The organism is Micromonospora sp. NPDC050784 (assembly GCF_044456765.1).
GTDB lineage: Bacteria > Actinomycetota > Actinomycetes > Mycobacteriales > Micromonosporaceae > Micromonospora > Micromonospora foliorum.
The window spans coordinates 23,145-41,520 of record NZ_JBITGG010000031.1 but is presented as its reverse complement, the minus strand read 5'-3'; the positions used below and the strand labels follow the sequence as shown (position 1 = coordinate 41,520).

Annotated in this window: 13 protein-coding genes; 4 read left to right on the top strand and 9 right to left on the bottom strand. The window is 71.0% G+C overall.

What is annotated here, in order from left to right; translation table 11 throughout:
* Nucleotides 1-168: 168 nt before the first annotated feature.
* The 3 genes from arsB to ACIBD9_RS30250 all read left to right on the top strand — a co-directional run bounded on the left by arsB (nucleotide 169) and on the right by ACIBD9_RS30250 (nucleotide 3,095).
* Nucleotides 169-1,263: an ACR3 family arsenite efflux transporter gene (gene arsB, locus ACIBD9_RS30260; protein ID WP_396722773.1), complete on the top strand. Its 1,095-nt coding sequence runs from the start codon at nucleotides 169-171 to the stop codon at nucleotides 1,261-1,263.
* A 17-nt stretch (nucleotides 1,264-1,280) separates the two neighbouring features.
* The gene (locus ACIBD9_RS30255) at nucleotides 1,281-1,688 is read left to right on the top strand and encodes an arsenate reductase ArsC (protein WP_396722771.1); all 408 of its coding nucleotides are present in this window, start codon (nucleotides 1,281-1,283) and stop codon (nucleotides 1,686-1,688) included.
* Between the two features lie 99 nt (nucleotides 1,689-1,787).
* Nucleotides 1,788-3,095: a hypothetical protein gene (locus ACIBD9_RS30250; RefSeq protein ID WP_396722769.1), complete on the top strand. Its 1,308-nt coding sequence runs from the start codon at nucleotides 1,788-1,790 to the stop codon at nucleotides 3,093-3,095.
* Between the two features lie 106 nt (nucleotides 3,096-3,201).
* Here the strand turns inward: ACIBD9_RS30250 and ACIBD9_RS30245 are convergent, their stop codons facing one another.
* The 8 genes from ACIBD9_RS30245 to ACIBD9_RS30210 form a co-directional block, all read right to left on the bottom strand.
* Nucleotides 3,202-4,638 (bottom strand): rhamnulokinase family protein, encoded by a 1,437-nt coding sequence (locus ACIBD9_RS30245; RefSeq protein WP_396722767.1) that lies wholly within the window; start codon nucleotides 4,636-4,638, stop codon nucleotides 3,202-3,204.
* Entirely contained in the window at nucleotides 4,638-6,671 is a 2,034-nt protein-coding gene (locus tag ACIBD9_RS30240) for a bifunctional aldolase/short-chain dehydrogenase (RefSeq protein WP_396722765.1), read from the bottom strand. The genes ACIBD9_RS30245 and ACIBD9_RS30240 overlap by 1 nt, the downstream gene beginning before the upstream one ends.
* Before the next feature lie 36 nt (nucleotides 6,672-6,707).
* Complete coding sequence (gene rhaI / locus ACIBD9_RS30235) at nucleotides 6,708-7,889, bottom strand: L-rhamnose isomerase (protein ID WP_396722764.1); 1,182 nt, start codon at nucleotides 7,887-7,889, stop codon at nucleotides 6,708-6,710.
* Entirely contained in the window at nucleotides 7,886-8,263 is a 378-nt protein-coding gene (locus tag ACIBD9_RS30230) for an L-rhamnose mutarotase (protein ID WP_396722762.1), read from the bottom strand. The genes rhaI and ACIBD9_RS30230 overlap by 4 nt, the downstream gene beginning before the upstream one ends.
* Before the next feature lie 61 nt (nucleotides 8,264-8,324).
* Complete coding sequence (rhaS, locus tag ACIBD9_RS30225; RefSeq protein WP_396722759.1) at nucleotides 8,325-9,407, bottom strand: rhamnose ABC transporter substrate-binding protein; 1,083 nt, start codon at nucleotides 9,405-9,407, stop codon at nucleotides 8,325-8,327.
* A gap of 36 nt (nucleotides 9,408-9,443) precedes the next feature.
* Nucleotides 9,444-10,505 carry an ABC transporter permease gene (locus tag ACIBD9_RS30220; protein WP_396722757.1) on the bottom strand — a complete coding sequence of 354 codons (1,062 nt, stop codon included), beginning with the start codon at nucleotides 10,503-10,505 and terminating at the stop codon, nucleotides 9,444-9,446.
* A complete protein-coding gene (locus tag ACIBD9_RS30215; RefSeq protein WP_396722755.1) occupies nucleotides 10,495-11,556 on the bottom strand; it encodes an ABC transporter permease in 1,062 nt (353 codons plus the stop codon). Before ACIBD9_RS30215 ends, ACIBD9_RS30220 begins: the two co-directional genes overlap by 11 nt.
* Entirely contained in the window at nucleotides 11,553-13,073 is a 1,521-nt protein-coding gene (locus ACIBD9_RS30210) for a sugar ABC transporter ATP-binding protein (RefSeq protein WP_396722753.1), read from the bottom strand. Before ACIBD9_RS30210 ends, ACIBD9_RS30215 begins: the two co-directional genes overlap by 4 nt.
* Before the next feature lie 224 nt (nucleotides 13,074-13,297).
* Here ACIBD9_RS30210 and ACIBD9_RS30205 point away from each other — a divergent pair, with 224 nt between their 5' ends.
* A complete protein-coding gene (locus tag ACIBD9_RS30205; protein ID WP_387173034.1) occupies nucleotides 13,298-14,329 on the top strand; it encodes a LacI family DNA-binding transcriptional regulator in 1,032 nt (343 codons plus the stop codon).
* Between the two features lie 68 nt (nucleotides 14,330-14,397).
* Here the strand turns inward: ACIBD9_RS30205 and ACIBD9_RS30200 are convergent, their stop codons facing one another.
* Nucleotides 14,398-18,054 (bottom strand): family 78 glycoside hydrolase catalytic domain, encoded by a 3,657-nt coding sequence (locus tag ACIBD9_RS30200; RefSeq protein WP_396722751.1) that lies wholly within the window; start codon nucleotides 18,052-18,054, stop codon nucleotides 14,398-14,400.
* Nucleotides 18,055-18,376 lie beyond the last annotated feature (322 nt).

Below are 18,376 nucleotides of genomic sequence, written 5' to 3'. Positions count from 1 at the left end.
CGCACTGAACCCCGCCCCCTGACCGGCGTGGGGCCTCGCCGACGTCCGGCCGATCCGCGACGACATCGAACGCCGCGTCCGGCGCCTCCTCGACGACCCCCACGTCGTCCACCCGGCATGACAGAGCCGACCCACACCACCAGCGACACAGAACTGACGGGAGTGCCCGTGAGCACCCGCACCACCCCTGACACCGACCCCGGCGAGAGCGCTGTCGTCGCCCGCCTGTCCCGCCTCGACCAGTTCCTGCCGGTGTGGATCGGCCTGGCGATGGTCGCCGGCCTGCTCCTGGGTCGGCTGATCCCCGGGCTGAACAGCGCCCTGGACGCGGTGCAGATCGGCGGGATCTCCCTGCCCATCGCGGTCGGTCTGCTGATCATGATGTACCCGGTGTTGGCGAAGGTCCGCTACGACCGGCTCGACACCGTCACCGGCGACCGCCGGCTGCTGGTCTCCTCGCTGGTCCTCAACTGGGTCGTCGGCCCCGCCGTGATGTTCGCCCTGGCGTGGGTCTTCCTGGCCGACCAACCCGCCTACCGCACCGGGCTGATCATCGTCGGCCTGGCCCGGTGCATCGCCATGGTCATCATCTGGAACGACCTCGCCTGCGGCGACCGGGAGGCCGCCGCGGTCCTGGTCGCCCTCAACTCCGTCTTCCAGGTCGTCGCCTTCGGCGTGCTCGGCTGGTTCTACCTGTCCGTGCTGCCCGGCTGGTTGGGGTTGTCGGGCGCCGAGCTGAACGTCTCCGCGTGGGACATCGCCCGTAACGTGCTCATCTTCCTCGGCATCCCGCTGCTCGCCGGGTACCTCACCCGACGGCTCGGCGAACGCGCCAAGGGCCGCGCCTGGTACGAGGCCCGCTTCCTGCCCCGCATCGGTCCGGCCGCCCTCTACGGGCTGCTGTTCACGATCGTGATCCTGTTCGCCCTGCAGGGAGACGCGATCACCAGCCGGCCCCTGGACGTCGTCCGCATCGCCCTGCCCCTGCTGGTGTACTTCGCGCTCATGTGGGCCGGCTCCTACGCCCTCGGCCGGGCCATCGGTCTCGGCTACGAGCGCACCACCACCCTCGCGTTCACCGCCGCCGGCAACAACTTCGAACTCGCCATCGCCGTCGCGATCGGCACCTTCGGCGTCACCTCCGGCCAAGCCCTCGCCGGCGTCGTCGGCCCCCTGATCGAGGTACCCGTTCTCGTCGGACTCGTCTACGTCTCGCTGTGGGCACGCCGCCGCTACTTCACGTCCACGCCATCCACCACCTAACCGGTAAGGGAAACACCGTGAGTGACAAGCCCAGCGTCCTGTTCATCTGCGTCCACAACGCCGGCCGTTCCCAGATGGCCGCCGGCTGGCTACGCCACCTCGCCGGCGACACCGTCGAAGTCCGCTCGGCCGGCTCCGCCCCGGCCGAGACGATCAACCCCGCCGCCGTGCAGGCCATGCGCGAGGTCGGGATCGACATCACCGACCAGAGCCCCAAACTTCTGGAGTACGCGACCGCGGAGTCCTCCGACGTCATCGTGACCATGGGCTGCGGCGACACCTGCCCGGTCTTCCCCGGCAAACGCTACGAGGACTGGAAACTCGACGACCCGGCCGGCAAGGGCGTCGACGCCGTCCGCCCGATCCGCGACGAGATCCGGGACCGGGTACAGGCACTCCTCACCGACCTCGTTCCCACCGCCTGAACCACGTTTCGCTGCGGGTACCCGCTTCCGGCGAGCGGTGCGGCCGGGTCGATGACATCATTCCCTGGATCACGATGTTCATCGATCGAGGGGGCGACGGTGCACGCAGCGGACAGATCGGCGACCCGACGGCGTACGCGACAGCTCACCGCCGGCGTGGTCGGCGCGTTGGCCGTGCTGGCCGCCGTTCCGGCGCCCGCGCGGGCCGCCACGTGGTCCCCGGTCCAGGTCGTGTCGGAGGCTGGTTGGAGCGGGCAGGACCAACCGTTCGTCGCGGTCGACCGGCAGGGCGACTCGCTGCTCGCCTGGGCTGGCTGCGACAGCAACGCGAACGGCTGCTACGACCAGGTGAAGGCGCAGACCGTGTCGGCCGACGGCGTGCTGGGGCCGGTCCAGACGCTCTCGCCGCTCGGCGCGTCCGCGTCCTGGCCCAAGGTCGCGTCCGACGACGACGGCGACTCCGCGGTGGTGTGGACACAGGACGGTCTCGTGGCGGGCCGCCGGGTGTCCGCCACCGGCGAACCGGGCCCGCTGCGCACGATCGCGACGTGGAGCGCGATCAGTCCGGCCGTCGCGGTGGACCCCTCGGGTCTGGCGCTGGTGACCTGGACGGAGATCCGCGACGGCGCGTACACGACGAAGGCCCGATACTTCGGCGCGGACAGCTCACTCGGCCCGGAGCTGACCCTGGGCGTCGGTGCGGACCAGCCGGTCGTGGCCGTCGATCGCACCGGAAGCGCCCTCGTCGCCTGGACGGAGAACTACGAGCGCGTCGTCGCGCGTCGGGTGCGCCCGGAGGGGGTCTCCGCCCTGCGCGTCATCGCCGGTGCGGCCGCCGACGTCAGGTACGCCAGCGTCTCGGTCGCCCTGGACCGGGACGGGGACGCGGTGATCAGCTACCGGTGGTCGAAGGCGGGTGAGTCGCCTCGCCTCCGCGCGCGGCACTACAGCCAGACCGACACTTTGGGCAGCGTCATCAGTGTGTCGCCGGTCGCCCACGAGCTGACCCTCTTCGACGAACTCGCCGGCGACCTCGACGGTGACGCGGTGCTGACCTGGGGCCGCTGGACCTCCGACGGCACGCAGGTCTTTGCCCGCTCGATCTCCAGTACCGGCGTCCTCGGCGCGGTCACCAGGCTCGGCGCCGGCGACTGGCCGAAGGTCACCCTGGACGACGACGGCGACGGCCTCATCACCTGGCAGGCGCCCAGCCCGGACTTCTCGACCAGCCGGGTGCACGCCAGGACGATCGGGCAGGACGGCGCGTTCGGGGCCGCCGAGATCCTCGCCCCCGACGGGCGCTTCGCGCAGCCGGCGTCCAGCCCGACGGGCCGGTTCTCGGTGATCTGGCAGAAGGGGTCCTATCCGAGCGACATCCGGGTGCGCTTCGGTGGGCAAGCGGGCTGATCCGGCACCTTCAGAGAAACAGCACACGCAGTACGCCTCACCGGCCAGCCCCGGGGCGGGACGATCACCACGTGCAGGTTGCGGGGCCACAGGGCTATTCGCATGGTCAGTCGTCCCATCCGAGGCGTCGGGCAGCCGCCCGCCACGCCGTCGCGTCGCCGCGTGGCTCGTACCGCACGATCTGTTGGGTCTGGCGTAGCACGGACCGCAGCGACGCCAGGTCACCGCCGATCACGCCGAGGGCGCGGGCCTGCACCAGGGCGTTGCCCAGGGCGGTGGCCTCGACCGGCCCGGCGAGCACCGGCAACCCGCAGACGTCGGCGGTGAGCTGGCAGAGCAGGTCGTTGCGGGCGCCGCCGCCGACGACGTGCACGGCGTCGACGTGCCGGCCCGAAAGTCGTTGCGCCTGCTGGACGGCGCGCCGGTGCGCCAGGGCGAGGCTGTCCAGGATGCACCGCACCGTGGCCGCCGGGTCGTCCGGCACCGGCTCGCCGGTGCGCCGGCAGGCCTCGGCGATGCGGGCGGGCATGTCGCCGGGTGGCAGGAAGGTGGGGTCGTCCGGGTCCACCACGGAGCGGAAGGCCGGCCTCTCCGCCGCCTGCCGGAGCAGGGCGGGCAGGTCCGTGGTGCCCCAGGTGCGCAGTGACTCCTGTAATGGCCAGAGGCCCATCACGTTACGCAGGTAGCGGGTCGTGCCGTCGACGCCGGACTCGTTGGTGAAGTTGGCCAGCCGGCTCGGCTCGCTGAGCACCGGGGCGTCCAGTTCGACGCCGACCAGGGACCAGGTGCCGCAGGAGATGTAGGCGAAGTGCTCTCCCACCGCCGGCACGCCCACCACGGCCGAGGCCGTGTCGTGCGATCCCACCGCCACCACGTCGGGCGTTCCGGGTACGTCGAGTGCGGGCAGGACCGGACCGATCCGGGTGCCCGGCTCGCGCAGCGGCGCGAACAGCTCGCTGCGGATCCCCGCGTCGACCATCAGGTCGGTCGCCCAGGCGCGGCGACGCAGGTCGTAGAGCTGGGTGGTGGAGGCGTTGGTGACCTCGGCGCCGACCTCACCGGTGAGCCAGTACGCGATGAGGTCCGGCATCAGCAGCAGCGTGTGCGCGGCCTCCAGCTGGGGCGTACCAGCGGCGGCGGCGAGCTGGTAGAGGGTGTTGAACGGCAGGTGTTGCAGCCCGGTCGTGGCATAGAGCCGCTCCGGTCCGAGCTGCTTCGCCACCCGGTCGCTGACACCCTCGGTGCGCCCATCGCGGTAGTGCACGGGGTTGCCGAGCAGAGCCCCGGTGGCGTCGAGCAGCCCGTAGTCAACCGCCCACGTGTCGATGCCGATCCCCGCGACCGGGCCAGCGGCGCGCAAGCCGTCCAGGACGCCCTGGTAGAGCGCCAGAACGTCCCAGTGCAGGGTGCCAGCGACCCGCACCGGTTGGTTGCGGAACCGGTGCGCCTCGGTCAGCTCCAGCGTCCCCGGCCCGACGCGCGCGAGCATGACCCGGCCGCTGGACGCACCCACGTCCACCGCGGCCAGTCGCACGGCGGTCATCAGCGGAGGAAGGCCGCGGCGACACCGGCGTCCACCGGGACGTGCAGTCCCGTGGTGTGCGACAGCTCGCCGCCGGTGAGCACGAAGACCGCGTTGGCGACATGCTCGGGCAGCACCTCGCGCTTGAGCAGGGTGCGCTGGGCGTAGAACTCACCCAGCTTATCCTCCGGAACGCCGTAGACGGCGGCCCGCTGCGCACCCCAGCCGCCGGCGAAGATCCCGGAGCCGCGGACCACCCCGTCCGGGTTGACACCGTTCACCCGGATGCCGTGACCGCCGAGTTCGGCGGCGAGCAGCCGGACCTGGTGCGCCTGGTCGGCCTTCGCCGCGCCGTACGCCACGTTGTTCGGACCGGCGAACAGGGAGTTCTTGCTGGAGATGTAGACGATGTCCCCGCCCATCCCCTGCGCCAGCAGCACCCGTGCGGCCTCCCGGGAGACGAGGAAGGAGCCCTTGGCCATCACGTCGTGCTGGATGTCCCAGTCCGCCTCGGTCGTCTCCAGCAGCGACTTGGACAGCGACAGCCCGGCGTTGTTGACGATCAGGTCCACCCCGCCGAAGGCGAGCACCGCCTCGCGCAGGGCGGCGGCCACGGCGTCACCGTCGCTGACGTCGGCCGCGACGGCGACCGCCACGTCGGCGCTGCCGATCTCGGCGGCGACGGCGGCGGCCGCCTGCGCGTCCCGGTCGGCGACCACGACACACGCGCCCTCCGCGGCGAGCCGGTGGGCGATCGCCCGCCCGATACCGGAGCCACCTCCGGTGACGAACGCGACCCGGGTGGCGAGGGTCTTCGGCTTCGGCATCCGCTGAAGCTTCGCCTCCTCCAGGGCCCAGTACTCGATCCGGAACTTCTCGGCCTCGTCGATGGGCGCGTAGCGCGACACGGCCTCCGCGCCGCGCATCACGTTGATGGCGTTGACGTAGAACTCGCCGGCGACGCGTGCGGTCTGCTTGTTGGCGCCGAAGCTGAACATGCCCACACCGGGCACCAGGACCACGGCCGGGGCGGCGCCGCGCATCGGCGGGCTGTCCGGGGTGGCGTGCCGCTCGTAGTAGGCGCGGTAGTCGTCGCGGTAGGCGGTGTGCAGCTCCCGAAGTCGGGCGATCACGTCCTCGACCGGCGCGGTGGGCGGCAGGTCGAGCACCATCGGACGGACCTTGGTACGCAGGAAGTGGTCCGGGCAGGACGTGCCGAGGGCGGCGAGCCCGGGGTGCTTCTCCCGCGCCACGAAGTCCAGCACCACGTCGCTGTCGGTGAAGTGGCCGACCTGCGGCCGGTCGGTGGACGCCAGACCCCGCAGCACCGGGAACAGCGCCGCCGCACGACGTCGGCGTTCGTCGGTCGGCAGCGGCTCGTAGCCGGTGATGACCGGGCCGAAGGGCTCGGCGCGACCCCGCTCGTCGAGGTACGCCTGCGCGGACCGGATGATCTCCAGCGAGTTGCGCTCACACTCGTCGCTGGTCGTGCCCCAGGCGGTGATGCCGTGCCCACCGAGGATCACGCCGATCGCCTGCGGGTTGGTCCGTGCCACCGCGGCGATGTCCAGGCCGAGCTGGAAGCCGGGCCGCCGCCACGGGACCCACCGCACCCGGTCGCCGAAGATCTCCTTGGTCAGCTCCGGCCCGTCGGCGGCCGCGGCGATCGCGATACCGGCGTCGGGGTGCAGGTGGTCGACGTGCGCCGCGTCCACGAGGCCGTGCATGGCGGTGTCGATGGACGGCGCCGCTCCGCCCCGACCGTGCAGGCAGTAGTCGAACGCCGCGACCATCTCGTCCTCCCGCTCGACTCCGGGGTAGACGTCGACGAGGGCGCGGAGCCGGTCCAACCGCAGCGCGGCCAACCCGGACGGGGTGAGGGTGCCGAGGTCACCGCCGGAGCCCTTCACCCAGAGCAGGTCGACCGGGCCACCGGTGACCGGGTCGCTGGCCGCGCCCTTGGCGGAGGTGTTGCCCCCGGCGTAGTTCGTCGTGGTCGGGTCGGCGCCGAGCCGGTTGCTGCGCGCGATCAGCGCCTGAACCTCGGATTGCATGTCCTCACGTCCCCAGTCTGCGGTTCTCAGTGGTGGTCAGGCGCCCCAGCCGGCCTGCTGGCCGCCGGCGCGTTCGGCGCGGATCGTGTCGAAGTAACCGGAGCGGGCGTACGCGGCCATCGGGTCCGGATCCAGGCCCAGGTCCGTACGGAGCTCGGCGAGCAGCGGTCGGACGTCGGTGTTGTACGCGTCCATCAACACGGCGTTGGCGGCGAGCACGTCACCGCCGCGCTGCGCGGCGGCCAGCGCGTCCGCGTCGACGAGCAGCGCCTTCGCTGTCGCCTCCTGCACGTTGAGCACCGAGCGGATGATGGCCGGGATCTTCGCCTCGATGTTGTGGCACTGGTCGAGCATGAACGCGATGCCGGCCTCCGGTGCCAACGCGTCGCCCCGGACGATCTCGTACATGATCCGGAACAGCTGGAACGGGTCCGCCGAGCCCACCATCAGGTCGTCGTCGGCGTAGAAGCGCGAGTTGAAGTCGAACGCGCCGAGCTTCCCGACGCGCAGCAGGAACGCCACGATGAACTCGATGTTCGTGCCCGGGGCGTGGTGCCCGGTGTCGATGACCACCTGCGCCTTCGGACCCAGCTCCAGGCAGTGCGCGTAGGCGGTGCCCCAGTCCGGCACGTCAGTCGTGTAGAAGGCCGGCTCGAACAGCTTGTACTCCAGCAGCAGCCGTTGGTCGTCGCCGAGCCGGTCGTAGGTTTCGCGCAGCGCCGCCGCGAGCCGGTCCTGCCGGGCGCGGATGTCGTCCTGGCCCGGGTAGTTGGTGCCGTCGGAGAACCAGAGCTTCAGGTCGCGCGAGCCGGTGCGGTCCATGATGTCGACGCACTCGAGCAGGTGGTCGATGGCCTTGCGGCGCACCCCCGGATCCGGGTTGGTGACGCTGCCCAGCTTGTAGTCGTTGTCCTGGAAGACGTTGGCGTTGATCGCGCCCAGACCGACGCCCTGATCTCTGGCGAACGCGGCCAGATCGGCGTAGTCGTCGACCCGGTCCCAGGGGATGTGCAGCGCCACGGTCGGTGCGATGCCGGTGAGCCGGTGCACGACCGCCGCGTCGGCGATCTTCTCGTACGGGTTACGCGGCACCCCCTCCTGCGGGAACACCTTGAAGCGGGTGCCGGAGTTGGCGTACGCCCAGGATGGCGTCTCGATGCGCTGGGACCGCAGGGCCAGCTTGACCCGTTCGAGGGTCCGCGCGTCGGGCTGCGTCATGGTTTCTCTCCCGTCTGTACGGCGGACCGCGCCGCAGGATCTGCGGCAAGCTGCGCCTCAAGGTTGAAGACCTCGTCCAGTGGCTTCATGGCGCGGTCGGGTGCGCCCTGGTCGAGGTCGACGAAGTACGACGCCATCTCGGCCTGCCAGCGGGCGTTGACGTCGCTGGCCCGCATGGCGGCTTGGGCGGCGGCGAAGTCGTCGGTGACCAGATAGCCCACGAGCAGGCCGTCGTCGCGGAGGAAGAGGGAATAGTCCCGCCAGCCGCTCTCGGCCAGCGCGGCGAGCATCTCCGGCCAGACCTGCTGGTGACGGGTGCGGTATTCGGTGAGACGTTCGGGGTCTACCTGGAGGGTGAAGCAGACGCGGGGCACGGCTCTCCCGTCGGCTCCCCGGTCGGTGCACGACGTGTGCCGGCACCGACCGGGAGGGCGATCAGAACTGGAACTGGTCGATGTTGTTCTTGTCGAACACGGTGGGTGGGCCGAGGATGACCACCCCGTCCTTCGCGACGGTGAACTCGCCGAGCTTGCCGGCCTTGAACGTGTCGCCCTCGGCACCGGTGATCTGGCCGGAGGCCAGTGCCGCGCCGGCGTACGCCGCCAGGTAACCGAGGTCGGCCGGGCTCCACAGGGCGAACGCGTCGACGGTGCCGTCCTTGACGTACTGGCGCATCTGGTTCGGGGTGCCCAGCCCGGTCAGCTTGACCTTGCCCTTGTACTGCGACCCGCTGAGGTAACGGCCGGCCGCCGCGACACCGACAGTCGTGGGGGAGATGATGCCCTTGAGGTTCGGGTACGACTGCAGCAGACCCTGGGTCTCCTGGAAGGACTTCTGGTCGTCGTCGTTGCCGTACGCCACGGTGACCAGCTTGATCTTGCTGTACTCGGGCTTCGTCAGCTCGTTCTTCATCAGCGCGATCCAGGCGTTCTGGTTGGTCGCATTGGCGGTGGCGGACAGAATGGCGATCTCGCCCTCACCGCCGATCTGCTGTGCGATGAGCTTGACCTGGTTCTCCGCGATGCCCTCGGCGGTCACCTGGTTGACGAAGATCTGGCGGCACTCCGGCTTGGTGTCGGAGTCGAAGGTGACGATCTTCGCGCCGGCCGCCTTCGCCTGGTTGAGCGCCCCGCAGATCGCGTTCGGGTCGTTGGCCGAGGTGACGATGACGTCCATGCCCTGCTGGGACAGGGTGTTGATGTAGCTGACCTGGGAGGAGGCGCTGGCCTCGGAGGGGCCGACCTCCTTGAACTCACCCTTGAACTCGGTGACCGCGTCCTTGCCGCCGTTGTCCGAGACGGTGAAGTAGGGGTTGTTCAGGGCCTTCGGCAGAAAGGCGATCTTCAGCCCTGCCTTGATGGCGGCGTCCGGGTTGGCGGCGCCGCTGGCCTGGTTGGCGGCGCCGGGTTCCTTGGTGGAGTTGTCCCGGGTGGTGCCGCCACAGGCGGCGTTGAGCAGCAGTGCGGCGAGGGCGAGGCTGGTGGCCCCGACCCGGAGGCCTCTGCGGTATGCGGACATCGTCATCCTTCCGGGGGTGGTGGGTGCGGGGGAGCGTCACGAAGCGACGGAGTGCCGCTGTCGTCGACGGTGCAGCCGGGCGCGGATGTCCGCGACGGCGTTGGGCAGCACGACGGATGCGATGAGCAGGCTGCCGGTGACGATGGTCAGCGCGTTGGCGTCGACGTCGGCGAGTTGCAGCGCGTTGCGCAGGACGCCGAGGAGCAGCACGCCGGCCACCACACCGAGCAGGGCACCCCGGCCGCCGAAGATCGAGACACCACCGAGCAGCACGGCGGTCACCACGGTCAGCTCCAGGCCGGTGGCGTTGTCGCCGCGGGCGCTGGCGTACCGCAGCGTCCAGAAGATGCCGACCAGCCCGCACACCGCGCCGGAGACCACGAACAGCCAGAACTTCGTCCGGGCCACCGAGACGCCGGTGAACGTGGCGGCCTGGTCGTTGTTGCCCATGGCGTAGAGCGCCCGACCGGCGGCGGTGGCGTGCAGCACGACCCCGAAGACCACGGCGAGCAGCAGCAGCGGGACCACCACGACCGGGATCGACGTGCCGGGGATGGTGCGCACCACGGCGGCGGTCCAGTCGGCCGGGAAGTCCGCGACCGCCTGGTCGCCGAGCACCACGAAGGACAACCCCCGGTAGAGGGCGAGCGTGCCGATGGTCACCGCCAGCGACGGCAGACCGAAGCCGGTGACGAAGAGACCGTTCACCGCGCCGAGCGCGGCGCCCAGCAGCACCACGAGGACGCAGATCAGCTCCAGGGACAGCCCGCTGGAGAGCCAGAGCTGCCCCATCAGCGTGCTGCACAGCCCGACCATGCTGGCCACCGAGAGGTCGATCTCACCGGTGATCACGATCAGCGTCATCGGCAGCGCGATGAGCGCCAACGGCATCAGGTCGAGCAGCAGGAACTGGGCGTTGCGGCCGGTGGCGAAATTCTCCACGGTCAGGCTGGCGACCAGCACCACCACCACGAGGACGCCGACGATCACCGCGTCCCAGGAGCCGAACAGCCCGCGCAGGGTGGCGAGGCGGCCCGCCCCGGGCTCGGCCTCGGCCTCGGCGGTGGTCGGTGCGGCGTACAGGCTGTCATGCGCCATGCGCGCTTCTCCCTCGGAGCCGGGCCGCCACCCGCAGGGCCAGGAGCCGGTCCAGCCCGATGGCGGCGAGGATGAGTGCGCCGACCACGGCCTGCTGCCAGAACGGGTCGATGCGCAGGACGGCGAGTGAACTGCCGATCGTGGTCAGCAGTACGGCGCCGAGTGCCGCGCCGTAGGCGCTGCCGCTGCCTCCGAAGATCGCCACCCCGCCGACCACGGCGGCGGCGACGACCTGGAGTTCCAGGCCGGTCCCGGCGGCCGCGTCGAGGGTGCCGAACCGGGCCGCGTACAGCACGCCGGCGAGCCCGGCGAGGGCGCCGCTGGCGACGAAGACGGCGAACACCCGCCGACCCACCGGGATGCCGGAGAGTCGGGCGGCGGCCGGCTCCGAGCCGATCGCGTACAGCTCCCGGCCGCTGCGGTAAGAGCGCAGGAAGAAGCCGACGGCGGCGACGACGACCAGCGCGACGAGGAACAGCACGGGTACGCCGAGCACCGTCTGGTTGCCCAGGCGCAGGAACGACGGGGGCATGTCGGCGGCGTTGATCTGCCGGCCGGAGGCCCAGTAGTAGTCGACGCCACGGAAGGCGTAGAGGGTGCCGAGGGTGATGACCAGGGCGGGCACCCGGGCCACCGCGATCAGGCCACCGTTGACCGCGCCGCACAGCGCGCCCAGTGCGATACCCACGACGAGCGCCACCGGCCACGGCGTACCGGGTGCGGAGAGGAACAGCGAGCCGGTGGCGAAGGCGACCAGACCCAGGATCGAGCCGACGGAGAGGTCGACGTTGCGGGTGACGATGACCAGGGTCTGGCCGACCGCCAGGATCACCAGGATCGCGCAGCCCAGCAGCAGGTCCTTGATGCTCTGGCCGTTCAGGAACCGGTCGTTGCGCAGGGTGGTCACCAGGACGAGCAGGCCGAGCGCGATCAACAGGCTCAGTTCGCGGACGGCGAGCAGCCGCTCGGTGAGGCTGCGGCGCTGCGGACCGGGGTCGGTCGGGGCGTTTCCGGTGGCCCGTTCGGGCGCGTCGGCGTCGGTGAGGCTCATGCGGTCGCTCCTTGACCGGTGGCGGCGAACATGATGGAGGTCTCGTCCGCCTCGGCCCGGGGCAGCTCGCGAACCAGTCGCCCCTCGTGCATGACGAGAACCCGGTCGGCCATGCCGAGCACCTCGGGCAGCTCGCTGCTGATCATGAGGATGGCCAGGCCCTCGCCGGCCAGCTCGGAGAGCAGTCGGTGCACCTCGGACTTGGTGCCGACGTCGATGCCACGGGTGGGTTCGTCGATGATCAGGACCCGTGGTTCGGTGGCCAGCCACTTGGCGAGCACGACCTTCTGCTGGTTGCCGCCGGAGAGGGTCGCCACGGGTGCGCCGAGCCGGGAGGCCTTCACCTGCAACCGCCGCGTCCAGTGGCGGGCCTCGGCGCGCTCCGCGCCGCCGAGTAGGAGGCCCAACCGGCTCAGCGCCCGGCGGCGGGCCAGCGTGGCGTTGCGCTCCACCGACAGCTCCATGACCAGGCCCTGCTGCCGTCTGTCCTCGGGGACCAGCGCCATGCCGGCCGCGATCGCCCGGCCCGGGTTTCCCGCCGCGACGTTGCGACCGGCCACCAGCACCGCCCCCGCGTCGTAGCGGTCGACACCGAAGATGGCGCGGGCGACCTCGCTGCGCCCGGCGCCGACCAGCCCGGCGAGCGCGACGATCTCCCCGCCCCGGACGGAGAACGACACATCGGTGAAGACGCCGGCCCGGGTCAGTCCACGGACCTCGAGCAGGGTGTCCCGCAGCTCGGCGTCCTGTTTCGGGTAGAGCGAGGAGACGTCCCGGCCGACCATGCGCCGCACCACCTCGTCGACGGTCAGGTCGGCGGCGTCGTCGCTGGAGACCCAGGCGCCGTCGCGCAGCACGGTGACGCGGTGGCACAGGTCGAACACCTCGTTGAACCGGTGCGAGATGAACAGCACGGCCGCACCACCCTCGCAGAGCGACCGGGCGACCGCGAAGAGCCGTTCGACCTCCACTCCGGAGAGCGCGGCGGTGGGCTCGTCCATGACCAGGACGCGGGCGTCGAACGAGATCGCCTTGGCGATCTCGACGAGCTGCTGGTCGGCGATGGAGAGGCCACGCGCGGGTCGGGTTGGATCGATGCGCACACCCAGCCGTTGGAACAGCTTCTCGGCGTCGCGGTTCATGGCGGCGGTGTCGATGCGGCGCAGACCGCGCAGCGGTTGCCGGCCCATGAAGATGTTCTCCGCCACGGAGAGATCCGGAAAGAGTGTCGGCTCCTGGTAGATGACCGCGATGCCGGCGGTTCGGGCGTCGGCGGGACCGCGTAGCCGCAGCGGTTGCCCGTCCAGGGTCATCGAGCCGGAGTCCGGTGCGTGTGCGCCGGCCAGAACCTTCACCAACGTGGACTTGCCCGCCCCGTTCTCGCCGACCAGAGCGTGGGCCTCACCGGAGTGCAGTGCCAGGTGCACCCCGCGCAGCGCGGCGACGGCCCCGAAGGACTTCGTCACGCCGTCGAGGACCAGCAGCGGAGCCTGCGTGCCCGGTGCGTCGGCGGTCATCGGAACCCCTCCTGAATCGTTTCATGCGTCGTTGCATGGACGGTAGGGGTAGGCCTTCGAGAGCGTCAAGAGTTTCGATGCTATTTCTTCGCTGTTGCTGACGGGGGCTCCGGACCAGCTCGCGGCGCTGTTGCTGCGCTGCCTGAAACGATTTAGGCGCTATACACTGCCGAACGACCCGGTCGACACGGGTCGCGACCACCGTACGGAGCATCTGGGGAGTCATGGCGACGGCGAACATCAAGGAGGTCGCCCGGCATGCCGGCGTATCTCTCGGCACCGTGAGCAACGTGCTCAACCGACCCGACACGGTCGCTCCCGCCACCCGTCAGCGGGTGCTCGACGCCATCACCACCCTCGGCTACGTCCGCAACGACTCCGCTCGCCAACTGCGCGCCGGGCACAGTCGCACCGTCGCCATCGTCGTCCTGGACGTGGCCAACCCGTTCTTCACCGACGTGGTCCGAGGGGCCGAGCAGGTGATCGAGGCGGCGGGCGCCATGCTCGTCGTCTGCAACAGCGGCGAGGACGGCGCCCGGGAGCGCCGCCACCTGGAGCTGTTGGAGGAACAAAGGGTCCGTGGTGTGCTCATCACCCCGGTCGACCACGGCCCGCAGCCCGTTCTGGACAAGCTCATCGAGCGAGGCATCCCGGTGGTGCTGGTGGACCGGGGAACGGGCCGGGCGAACCGTTGCTCGGTGGCGGTCGACGACGTGCTCGGCGGCCGACTCGCCATGGACCACCTGCTGGACCAGGGCCACCACCGCATCGCCTACCTCGGTGGCCCGCTCACCATCGCCCAGGTCGCCGACCGGCACGCCGGGGCCGCCGCGGCTGTGCAGGACCGCGGCAGCACCGCTGACCTGCGGGTGGCGGTGACCACCAGCCTGACCGTCGCCGCTGGCCGGCGCGCCGCCGAGGAACTGCTCGCGTTACCGGTGCGCAAGCGCCCGACCGCCGTGTTCTGCGCCAACGACCTGATCGCGCTCGGTGTGCTGCAGGAGCTGACGGCGCGTGGGGTGCGGGTGCCGAGCGACGTGGCCATCGTCGGCTACGACGACATCGAGTTCGCCGGCGCCGCGGCGGTGCCACTGTCGTCGGTGCGCCAGCCGCGCGACCAGCTCGGCCGCGCGGCCGCGGAGCTGTTGCTCGAAGAGGCCGAGTCCGGTGACACCCACCGGCACCGACACGTGGTGTTCCAGCCCGAGTTGGTCGTACGCCGATCCAGCGACCAACCCCGGCGCACCCGGCGCTGACTGGCCCTCTTCGACGACGGAGGAGCCGGGCGGTCGCCCGCCCGGCTCCTCCGCGACGCCGAGCTTGGTCAGGCCGCCGGGACGGGCATCGCCCAGACGTCGGCGATCGACGGGTCGTAGCCGGTGCCGGTGTCCTGGAAGCGCACCCGCACCACGCCGTCCCGCGTCGCATCCGGTAGGTCGACGACGAACTCGTAGCTGACCGTGCCGGGCCCGCCCGCGGTGCGCTGCCACGAGCGGGTGTGTGCCACCACCCCGTCCACGAGCACCTGATAGTCCTTGAGCTGCGGCCCGTCGTACGTCTCCACCGAGCGCAGCACGAACGGTTCGCCCGCTCGGACCGCGAGGTCGAACTCGAACCAACCGCCGGGCCGGGTCACGTCCGTGTACCGGCGGGTCAATCCCGCCTCCGTGCTGGTGTTCGAGTAGGTGGAGGCGGTCAGGCGGTGCGCCTGCTCGGACGCCGCGACGCCGAGGTCGACGTGGTCGTACGCGCCCGTCGGTGGGACGACCGCGAAGGAGTAGGAACCGGACCCGATCTCGTAGACGGCCACCGCGCCGTCCATCCGGACGAACCGCACCCCGGCAGCCTGCTCCGCCGGCCGGCCGCCCTCGGTGACCGCCTCACGTCCGGGCGCCGGGAAGCGCACCGTCGCCGTGGTGTTGGGCGGCAGGGTGACACGCAGCCGCATGTCGCCGCGCGCGTCGAGGTCCCAGTCACTGCCGATCGTCCCGTACGCCGAGCGGTACGACGCCTTGGCCGAGGTGAGGTTGCCGCCCGGCTGGGGGGCGAACGTGACGTGCGCGTACCCGGGGTTGGCGGCGTCGGGCTGGATGCCGGCAACCGTCCGGTACATCCAGTCGCCCACCGCGCCGTACGCGTAGTGGTTGAAGGAGTTCATCCCCACGTCGCCGAAGCTGCCGTCGGGTCTGATCGAGTCCCAGCGCTCCCAGATCGTGGTCGCGCCCTTGCCGATCTCGTAACCCCAGGACGGGTAGGTGTCGTTGAGCAGCAGCCGGTAGGCGACATCCAGGTGCCCGGTGGCGGTCAGCGCCGGCAGCAGGTCCGGGGTGCCGAGGAAGCCGGTGGAGAGGTGCCAGTCGTGCCGTTGCACATTGGCGACCAGCCGGTCGGCGGCCCTGGCCCGCAGCGGATCGGTCAGCAGGCCCATGCCGATGGCCAGCACGTACCCGGTCTGGCTGTCGCCCTGCACGGTGCCGTCGGCCGCGACGTAGGCGTTGACGAACGCCTGGGCGATGGCCCTGGACAGCGCCGCGTAACGGGTCGCGTCGGCGTCGCGCCCGATGGCGGCGGCCAACTCTCCGAGCAGCCGGATGCTGTACGCGTAGTAGGCGGTGCCGACCACCCCGGCCGGCGTCGGGTCCTCCAGGTTGAGCCAGTCGAGGTACGGGCCGGCGTTGGTCCGCAGGTTGCCGGAGCTGGTGCTCTCCAACCAGGACGCGTACCGCACCATCGACGCGTAGTGCTCCTCGACGACCCGGGTGTCGCCGTAGCGCTGCCACAGCGCGTACGGCACGGTGATCCCGGCGTCGGCCCAGCCGGTCGCACCGTCCCCACAGCAGGCGCGCGGCGCGACGTCGGGGTACGCGCCGTTGGCCGACTGCGCGTCGCGCAGGTCCTGCAACCACTTGCTGAGGAACGTCAGGCTGTCCATGTTGAACGTCGCGGTGTTGGCGAAGACGTTGATGTCGCCGGTCCAGCCCAGCCGCTCGTCGCGTGCCGGCGTGTCGGTCGGGATGGAGAGGAAGTTACCGCGCTGCCCCCAGGTGATGTTGCTGTGCAGTTGGTTCACCATGGCGTTGGAGGTCTGGAACTCGCTGGTGAGGTCGCCGTCGGTGTGCATCACCAGCCCGGTGACCGAGGACAGGTCAGGGGTGCCTGGATATCCGGTCAGCTCGACGTAGCGGAAGCCGTGGAAGGTGAACGTCGGCTGGTAGACCTCTGCTCCGCCACCCCGCAGCGTGTACTGGTCGGTGGCCCGCGCCGTGCGCAGGTTGGCGGTGTAGGCGGTGCCGTTCGGGTTGAGCACCTCGGCGTGCCGGACGCGCACCGTCGTGCCGGCCGCGCCGTTGAGCTTCAGCCGCACCTTGCCGACCATGTTCTGGCCGAGGTCGAAGATCCAGGTGCCGGGGGTGGGCTGGGTCAGCGCCCGGGCCGGCAGCTCCTGCGTGACCCGCACCGGCGGGTCGACCTGGGCGACGATCTTGTCGGTGGCGTCGACGTCGTCGACGGTGGCCGACTTCCAGCCGGCGTCGTTGAACCCGGGTCGGTCCCAGCCCGCCGGCAGTCGCCGCGCGTCGTAGGTCTCACCGTGGATCAGGTCGCTCTGCAGGAACGGCCCGGCCGTGACGCGCCACGAGCCGTCGGTGCCGATCGTCGCGCTCCGTCCGTCGGTGTAGTCGATGACCAGTTGGGCGCTCAGGTGCGGCCGGGAGCCGTAGTTGTCGGTGCCGAACCAGGCGATGCTGCCGGCGTACCATCCGTCGCCGAGCAGGGCGCCGAGGGCGTTGTCACCCGCTTGGAGCTGGCGGGTCACGTCGTACGTCTGGTACTGCACCCGCTTGTGGTAGTCGGTCCAGCCGGGCGCCAACTCGTGGTCGCCGACCCGCTGACCGTTGAGTGAGAGTTGGTAGACCCCGAGCGCGGTGGCGTAGATCCGGGCCCGTGCGACCGTACCGTCGACGCGGAAGCCCTTGCGCAGCAGCGGGTTAGCGTCCAGTGCGGTGAGCATGGCCTCGGTGTCGCCGCCGACCCGTAGGCCGGCCGCGGTGGGCGTGCCCGCCCCGAACGGGTTCACCCCGTCGGTGAGCGGGGCCGCGAAGAGCGTCTGGCCGCCGCTGGTCACCGAGAAGGTGGAGAAGACGCCGGACTCCAACCCGTTGGTACGCAGGCCGACCGAGCCGGCCTGGTGCGCGGTGCTGGTGGTGACGTCGACCTGGGTGCCGTCGACCCAGGTCGTGATGGTGTTTCCGGCCGCGGTGATGCGCAGGGTGTGCGGCGTGGTCAGCTTGTCGGCCGGGACGACTCCGCCGAGCGGCACCTCCTTGAGCACCGTCCAGGCGCCGTTGACCCGGGCGTGCGGGCGCAGTTTCGCACTGCCGCCGGTGATGGAGAACTGCCACATGTACGCGTTCGCCGCACCCCGGGCGCGGAGGTAGATCCCGGCCGCGTCGCGTTCCAGCCGTACCGTCGTCTGCACGGTGTAGTCGGTCCAGGACTCGGTCGCCGACGGCATACCGATCCAGTCGGCCTGCCAGCCCGCACCACCGCGTACGCCGGTCTCCCAGGACGCGGGCGTGCTCCAGCCGGAGGCGTTGCCGGCGGTGTCCCAGACCTGGACCTGCCAGGCGTACCGGGTGCGGGGTCGCAGTTGCGGGCCGGCGTACGGGACGAGGGTGCTCTGCCGCGACCGGACCCGGCCGCTGTCCCAGACGTCGGGGGCGGTGAGGCGCTCCGCGCTGGTGGCGACGCGCACCTGGTACGACTCCTGGAGCACACCCCGGGCGGTGGCGTCGATCCGCCAGCCGAATCGGGGCTGCGCCACGTCCAAACCGATCGGTTCGGTGGCGCGTTCGGTGGTCAGGTCGGTCGCGGTCAGCGTCGCGGCGGCCGTGGCTGCGGTGGCCGGGCCGGGCACCACCAGCGGCGTCAGGCCGAGCAGCAGCACGAGAAGCGCGGAGGGTGCGGCGCGACGCCGCGTCATGCGCATCATTCCAGGTCCTCATCCTTCTGGGCGGCGGTCTCCCGGCACGGACGCAGGCGGTGGACGGCCCAGACCGGGAGGGGCGGTGGGCTGGATGAATCGTTTCAGAACTTGTTTCAGGAAGGCTACGCGCTTGTGTTGGTCAAGTGAAGACGTTCACGACGATGAATATGGGACGGGTTCGGTGAGTCGGGTGGTGCAGGGGAATCGACCACGCCGAACCGGCCGGGAAGGCGTCGCGCGCAGCCGCCGCCGCGATCCCTGTGCAGGTGGCGGCCGAGAAACGTCGCGGCGGCAGGCCTTCACCGCCCACCGTTAGCGG